The sequence below is a fragment of the Streptomyces sp. NPDC000878 genome, assembly GCF_053599695.1.
Genome location: NZ_JBSFMT010000021.1, coordinates 132,880 through 140,008 on the forward strand (window position 1 = coordinate 132,880; position 7,129 = coordinate 140,008).

General features: G+C 68.7%; 6 protein-coding genes. 5 read left to right on the forward strand and 1 reads right to left on the reverse strand.

The window, feature by feature from the left end; translation table 11 throughout:
- Positions 1 to 9: 9 nt before the first annotated feature.
- Positions 10 to 780 carry a TetR/AcrR family transcriptional regulator gene (locus ACWDR4_RS20845; protein WP_450410443.1) on the reverse strand — a complete coding sequence of 257 codons (771 nt, stop codon included), beginning with the start codon at positions 778 to 780 and terminating at the stop codon, positions 10 to 12.
- A gap of 124 nt (positions 781 to 904) precedes the next feature.
- Here ACWDR4_RS20845 and ACWDR4_RS20850 point away from each other — a divergent pair, with 124 nt between their 5' ends.
- From ACWDR4_RS20850 to ACWDR4_RS20870, 5 genes are all read left to right on the forward strand, one after another.
- A complete protein-coding gene (locus ACWDR4_RS20850; RefSeq protein WP_450410445.1) occupies positions 905 to 1,930 on the forward strand; it encodes an ATP-binding cassette domain-containing protein in 1,026 nt (341 codons plus the stop codon).
- A 5-nt stretch (positions 1,931 to 1,935) separates the two neighbouring features.
- Positions 1,936 to 2,781: an ABC transporter permease gene (locus tag ACWDR4_RS20855; RefSeq protein WP_450410462.1), complete on the forward strand. Its 846-nt coding sequence runs from the start codon at positions 1,936 to 1,938 to the stop codon at positions 2,779 to 2,781.
- Between the two features lie 134 nt (positions 2,782 to 2,915).
- Positions 2,916 to 4,457, forward strand: coding sequence for a cellulase family glycosylhydrolase (locus tag ACWDR4_RS20860; protein ID WP_450410447.1), 1,542 nt, complete (start codon positions 2,916 to 2,918; stop codon positions 4,455 to 4,457).
- Between the two features lie 97 nt (positions 4,458 to 4,554).
- Positions 4,555 to 5,589 (forward strand): adenosine deaminase, encoded by a 1,035-nt coding sequence (add, locus tag ACWDR4_RS20865; RefSeq protein ID WP_450410448.1) that lies wholly within the window; start codon positions 4,555 to 4,557, stop codon positions 5,587 to 5,589.
- A gap of 722 nt (positions 5,590 to 6,311) precedes the next feature.
- Positions 6,312 to 7,049, forward strand: a complete 738-nt coding sequence (locus tag ACWDR4_RS20870; protein ID WP_450410450.1) for a hypothetical protein — start codon at positions 6,312 to 6,314, stop codon at positions 7,047 to 7,049.
- Positions 7,050 to 7,129: the final 80 nt, after the last annotated feature.

A 7,129-nucleotide genomic window follows, 5' to 3' on the forward strand; every position in this document is an offset into this window, starting at 1 on the left:
CGGCCTGTCTCAGCCTTGTCGCTCTCGGGTACGACGCTCGACCCAGACCTCCAGGCCGTCCAGGATGCGTTGCAGGCCGAACTCGAAGTGGTCGAAGCCGGGGGCGAAGGTGTCCTCGGAGAGGGTGGCGAGGACGGGGTAGCGGCCGGAGGCCATGGCCCTTTCCAGGACCGGGAGTTGGGCTCGCCAGAACTCCTGGTCCGTCAGGCCCGTACGGCGCTCGGCCTCCTGCTGGTGGACCTGGGCGCGGGCGGCCCCGACGACGTACCCGTCGACCGTCACCACCGCCGAGACCAGCTCCGGGTCGGTCAGCCCCATCGGTTTGATGCGCGCGAGCACGCTCTCCATGCCGTCGAGGGAGCTGGGCCCGAGGACCGGACGGGACTGGTTGACCTGGAGCAGCCAGGGGTGGCGGCGGTAGTGGGCGAGGGTGGAGCGGGCCATCGCCTCCAGGGTGGCGCGCCAGCCGCCGTCGCCCAGCTCCTCCGGGGCCGGGCGCTGGACGCGGTCCAGCATCAGGTCGAGCAGCTCGGCCTTGCCGGGGACGTACCGGTACAACGACATGGCACCGGTGCCGAGTTCGGTGGCGACGCGGCGCATCGACAGGGCCTGGACACCCTCGGTGTCCGCGATGCGCACGGCCGCCTCGACGATCCCGTCGAGGGTCAGCCCCGGCTTGGGGCCACGGCTGGGGCGGGGTCCGGTGGCCCACAGCAGTTCGAGGGTGCGCGCGATGTCACCACTGCCGCTGGTCTCCGTACCGCCGCTGCCGCTCGTCATACGCCGAGCTTAGAACCACGCGCGCACCGTTCGCACTAAAACTGGGTACGTCGTACGCGTAAACGAGTACGCTGTACCCAGTTCAGGCGACAGGGGTGGACGCGGGCGGACCGGGAGGGGCGTCATGGACGGTCGTACGGACGATTACGCGGACGGCTATGTGGTGCGGGCGGAGGGTCTGGAGAAGCGGTACGGCGAGAAACGCGCCCTCGACGGATTCGACCTGCTCGTCCGCCAGGGCACGGTGCACGGACTGCTCGGGCCCAACGGCGCCGGCAAGACCACCGCCGTACGCATCCTGACCACGCTGCTCCGGCTGGACGGCGGGCAGGCGACGGTGGCCGGGCTCGACGTGGCCACCCAGCCGCGCGAGGTCCGCTCCCGGATCGGGCTCACCGGGCAGTACGCGGCGCTGGACGAGATCCTCACCGGCAGGCAGAACCTGGAGATGTTCGGGCGGCTCTTCCATCTCGGCGGGAAGCGGGCGCGGTCGCGGGCCGCCGAACTCCTGGAGCGGTTCGGCCTGGTGGCCGCCGCCGACAAGGGCGTCAAGGGCTACAGCGGCGGCATGCGGCGCCGCCTGGACCTCGCCGCCTCGATGATCCTCGCCCCAGCCGTCCTCTTCCTCGACGAGCCGACGACCGGGCTCGACCCGCGCGGTCGGGGTGAAGTCTGGGACGCGGTACGGGCGTTGGTGGCCGACGGCACGACCGTACTGCTCACCACGCAGTACCTGGAGGAGGCCGACCGGCTCGCCTCCCGGGTCACCGTCATCGACCAGGGGCGCGCGATCGCCGACGACACTCCGGACGGGCTGAAGCGGCGGGTCGGCGGCGACCGTATCGAGGTCGTCGTCGGGCAGCGGGACCGAATTCCGTGGGTGGTACGGGCAGTTGGCCAGGTCGCGCACGGCGAACCGGAGGTCGATCTGGCCGGGCTGCGCGTCCACGCGCCGGTGACGGACCGGGTGGCCGCCCTCACCCATGTGGCCCGCACCCTCCAGGACTTCCGGGTCCCGGTGGAGGACATCGGGCTGCGCAGGCCGAGCCTTGACGACGTGTTCCTGCGCCTGACCGGCCGTCGTACGGAAGAGACGGAAGAGACGGAAGAGTTGGACGACACGCCGGACGCCGAGGAGACGGCCGCGTGAGCGCGGTGGAGGCGCCCCGGACGGGCGGCGGCCGGCGCGGGGCCCGCCGGGCCGGGCGGAGTCATGGCCGGCTGTACTGGACGCTCGCCGACTGCTGGAACGTCGTACGCCGAGGCCTCACCCACTACAAGCGCCAACCCATCAGCATTCTCTGGCAGTTGGGCTTTCCGATCCTGTCCGTGCTGCTGTACGGCTATGTCTTCGGCAACGCGATGAAGGTGCCGGGCGGCGGGGACTACAAGGAGTTCCTGATGCCGGGGATGTTCGTGATGACGATGGCCCTCGGGTTCGTCACCACGGCGACGGTCGTCGTCTACGACTCCAGCAAGGGCGTCATCGACCGGTTCCGCTCCATGCCGATGGCCCCGTCGGCGGTGGTCGCCGGGCGCGGGGGAACGGACCTGATCGTCGCCTGCGCCGAGTTGGGCATCATGATGGTCACCGCGTACGGGATGGGCTGGCGGCCGGACGGCGGGCCCGGCTTCGTGCAGGCGTTCGCGCTGCTGCTGTGGCTGCGGTTCGCGCTGATCTGGGTGGGGATCTGGCTCGGCCTGGTCGTGCCCAGCCCCGAACAGGCAGGCGGGCTGTTCGCGGTGGTCTTCCCGGTGACGATGGTCTCCAGCATCTATGTGTCGCCCCAGCTGATGCCCGACTGGCTGGGCACGATCGCCCTCTGGAACCCGATCTCGTCCACCGCGTCGGCCGCCCGTGAGCTGTTCGGGGCGCCGGGGGTGACCGGGAACTCGTGGGTGGAGCGGCATGCGCTGCTGATGGCGGGGGTGTGGCCGCTGATTCTGACGGTGGTGTTCCTGCCGCTGGCGGTACGGAGGTTCAAGAGGCTCAGCAGGTGAACAGATGAACAGGTGAGCCAGTGCTGCTGGATGTCTTGACGTGGTGATGGTGTGTCAGTTTCCTGGAGGTGCGCGGTTCATGGGAGCGCTCCCATATGTTCCGGGGCCGCGCCTCCCCGAAGGGAACGAGCGACATGTTCCGCAGCTTGCGAAGAGCGCTGTGTGCGGTGGCCGCCGCGCTGCTGTTACCGCTGGGAGCCGGTGCGCAGACCGCCCACGCGGCGGACGGCGATGCGGCGGACGTCCGGGCGGCGGAGGCCGGCGCCGGCTACTGGCACACCAGCGGACGCCAGATCCTGGACGCGGCCGGGCAGCCGGTCCGGATCGCCGGCATCAACTGGTTCGGCTTCGAGACCGCCAACTACGTGGTCCACGGCCTCTGGTCGCGCGACTACAAGAGCATGATCGACCAGATGAGGTCGCTCGGCTACAACACCATCCGGATGCCGTACAGCGACGACATCTTCAAGTCCTCCACGGTCCCCAACAGCATCGACTTCAGCAGCGGCAAGAACGCCGACCTGCAAGGCCTGGGCTCCCTCCAGATCATGGACAAACTGGTGGCGTACGCCGGTCAGAGCGGCCTCAAGGTCATCCTGGACCGGCATCGGCCGGACGCGGGCGGGCAGTCGGCGCTCTGGTACACGGCGGCGGTGCCCGAGTCGACGTGGATCGCCAACCTCAGGGCGCTGGCGGCGCGTTACTCGGGCCAGGACGCGGTCATCGGCATCGATCTGCACAACGAGCCGCACGATCCGGCCTGTTGGGGCTGCGGTGACACGACGAGGGACTGGCGGCTGGCGGCACAGCGGGCGGGCAACGCCGTACTGTCGGTCAATCCGCAGCTCCTGGTGTTCGTGGAGGGCGTGCAGACGTACAACGGGGTCTCCGGCTGGTGGGGCGGCAACCTGATGGGGGTCGCGCAATATCCGGTGCAGCTGGATGTGGCGAACCGGGTGGTGTACTCGGCCCACGACTACGCGACGAGCGTGGCCCAGCAGAGCTGGTTCAGCGACCCGACGTTCCCCGCCAACATGCCGGGCGTCTGGGACAGGTACTGGGGCTACATCTTCAAGCAGAACATCGCGCCGGTGTGGGTGGGGGAGTTCGGCACGACGCTGACCTCGACGGTGGACCAGCGCTGGCTGGCGGCACTGGTCGACTACCTGCGGCCGACCTCGACGTACGGCTCGGACTCCTTCCACTGGACCTTCTGGTCCTGGAACCCCAACTCCGGTGACACGGGCGGAATCCTGAAGGACGACTGGTCGACGGTCGACACGGTGAAGGACGGCTACCTGGCGAGCGTGAAGGCGCCGGGGTTCCCGGGGAACGGTGGCGGCGGGGGAGGGGGCGGCGGCGGTGGTGGCAGTACGGCGACCTGCGCCGCCTCCTACGTCGTCAGCAGCGACTGGGGCGGCGGCTTCAACGCCGAGGTGAAGGTGACCAATACGGGGACGGTGGCGCTCAAGTCCTGGCAGGTGACGTGGACTTGGAGCGGTTCACAGACGATCACGAGCATGTGGAACGCGACGTACACGCAGACCGGGGCGACGGTGACGGCTGTGAACGCGGTTCACAACGGGAGTGTGGCGGTGGGGGGTTCGGCGAGTCTTGGGTTCGGGGGAGCGCCGGGGGGTGGGGGTGTGCCGGGGGTGAGTTGCACGGCGGCGTGAGGGGCTGAGGCGTGAGGACATGAGGATGTGAGGGCATGAGAAAGGGGCGCCCGGTGTTCGCCGGGCGCCCCCATCGACGTATGCAGAGTGATGCATCATGCGAAGTCTGGCCCTCCTACCGAAGGCCCATCTGCATCTCCATCTGGAAGGTGCGATGCGTCCTGCCACGCTCGCGGAGCTGTCGGGTGAGTGCCGTGGGCAGCCGTCGGGCTCAGGCGGCTTCACGTCGTTCGAGGACTTCACGTCCTTGTATGGCGCCGCTGCGCGGCTGGTACGTGAAGGCCCGCGGGAGAACCTTCTGCGGCTGGTGCGCGAGGTCGTCGAGGATGCCGCCGCGGACGGAGCGGTGTGGATCGAGCCGCACTTGAACCCCCTGACCTACGAGGACGATCCGGACGCCGCGCTCGACCTGCTGGACGTGGTGATCGACGAGGGCCGGCGTACCGCTGCCCGGCTGGGTGTCGGCTTCGGCGTCCTGGTGTACGCCCGGCGCAACGCGGACCCTTCGGAGGCCGTCGCGACCGCCCGCCTCGCGGCCAGGCGGGCAGGCAACGGGGTCGTCTCGTTCGGCCTGGCCGGGGACGAGGCTCAGTTCGCGCCGGAGCCGTTCGCCGAGGCATTCGCCATCGCCCGTGATGCCGGGCTGATTTCCGCTCCGCACGCGGGGGAACTCGCCGGTCCGGCGAGCGTGCGTGCTGCCCTCGACGTGCTCGGCGCGCGACGGATCGCCCACGGCGTACGGGCGGTTGAGGATCCGGCTCTCGTCGCCCGCCTGGCTGCGGAAGGCGTGGTCCTCGACGTCTGCCCGACCTCCAACGTCGCCCTCGGCGTCGTGGACTCCCTGTCCGACCACCCCCTCCCGCTTCTGCTGCAAGCCGGCGTACGGTGCACGCTCAACGCCGACGACCCGCTCCTGTTCGGCCCCGGGCTGCTGGCGGAGTACGAGACAGCCCGAACGGCCTTCGCCCTCACCGACCCTCAACTCGCCGCGCTGGCCCGCACCTCGGTCGAATCCTCCGGCGCGCCGCGGGCAATGGTGGCGGACGCGGTCGCGCTCATCGGTGAATGGCTTGATGCGTCCCCGGCCCGAGGAGTGCTCGAACAGGGTGCCCGTACGGGTGATCTCCGTTGATTTTCCCGCCCTTTCGGTAGCAAGGCCGCAGAATCGTCCGCTCAGGACAACGGCCCAAGGGGGAAATCGAATTGCAGCCAGGAAGGAATCCGGCAAGGCGCTGGTGGCTTGATGTCACCGAGTACTTTGTTGTACTTGGGATGCTGGTCGGCGCCTTGGGGGTGACGGCTCCTTCGGCTTCGGCTGCCACCGGCGAAATTCTGCCGCCGTTCGACATCGGGCAACGGTGGAACATCTGCCAGGGCTACGGAGGAAATGTCTCCCATACCGGGACGTCCCACTACGGCCTCGATCTCACTGGCTCAGGGTGTGACAATTCCGCTTCGGGAAGAAACGTCCGGGCTCCGATCAGCGGAAGCGTCCGCTATTACCAGGCTTCGACCGGGACCCTGTGCATCAACGCGAGCAACGGCAAGAGCGTGGCTCTCACCCACATCAACAGCTCCATCACCGGCGGAAGCGTGAGCGCCGGTCAACCGGTCGGCACGGTTGCCGCACCGGGGCAACGCGGAAACGCCGGGGTGTCGCACATCCACCTTCAGGCGTGGTCGTCTCACGGCTGCTGGGACACCGGGAACGGAGGCGTCCCTTTCGACAGCGGTCATGGGACGCGCATCTGTGGGGCGCCCGATCTGACCGCAAAGGGGCCGAGCACCGGTAATGGTGTGTGGAGTGGAACCTCCTTCACGGGCCAGAGCTGTGGGCCGACCAAGGTCGGCCTGATGGCACTGCTGAAGAAGAACGGCGACCTGAAAGTCCAGAAGACCGACGGAGCTTGGGTGACGCTTATGCACGGCGTCACCAATTTCCAGGTCAACGAGGACAAGGTCTTTGCGCAGAAGGGCGGTGCTCTCTGGCGGAAGACGGGAGTCACCGGTGCCTGGACACGAATCCGCGGGAGCGGCGTCAAGTCGTTCAGCGTGGAGGGGGACCGAGTCGCCGTCGTCCTGACCGACGGCACACTGCACCACAAGAGCGGCAACAGCTGGCCGCTGATGCTGCGGAACGTCACCGCTGTCGACCTGGACGGCGACAAGTCCGTCGCCAGGCGGGCCGACGGCACGCTCCGCATCAAGACAGGCACCACCGGAAGCTGGCGACTGCTGCGGAGCGATGTCCGGACGTTCGACATCGAGGACGGTGTCGTCGCTGTCGTTCAGAACGACGGGACGTTGCGGTACAAGAACGGCGGCAACTGGCCGGTCCTGTTCAGGAACGCCAAGGCCGTCGTCCTCGATGACGGCCGCTTCGGCGCCGTCCTGACCGACGGAACCCTCCGTATCAAGATCGGCCCTGGTGGAAGGGCTGCGAAGTGGGCGGACGGAGCCCTCGGGTTCGACTTCAGAGTGAGCCGCGTCGGCATCATCAAAGGTGCTGACAACAGGCTCTGCCTGAAGAAGAGCCCTACGGGCACCTGCGGCCTGGTGACCACGGGTGTGAAGGCGGTCCAGGTGCTGTAGCCCACTCGACCGTGGAAACGCGGAGGGGGCGCCCGGTGTTCGCCGGGCGCCCCCTCCGCGTACGGACTTGGGGTGTTAGA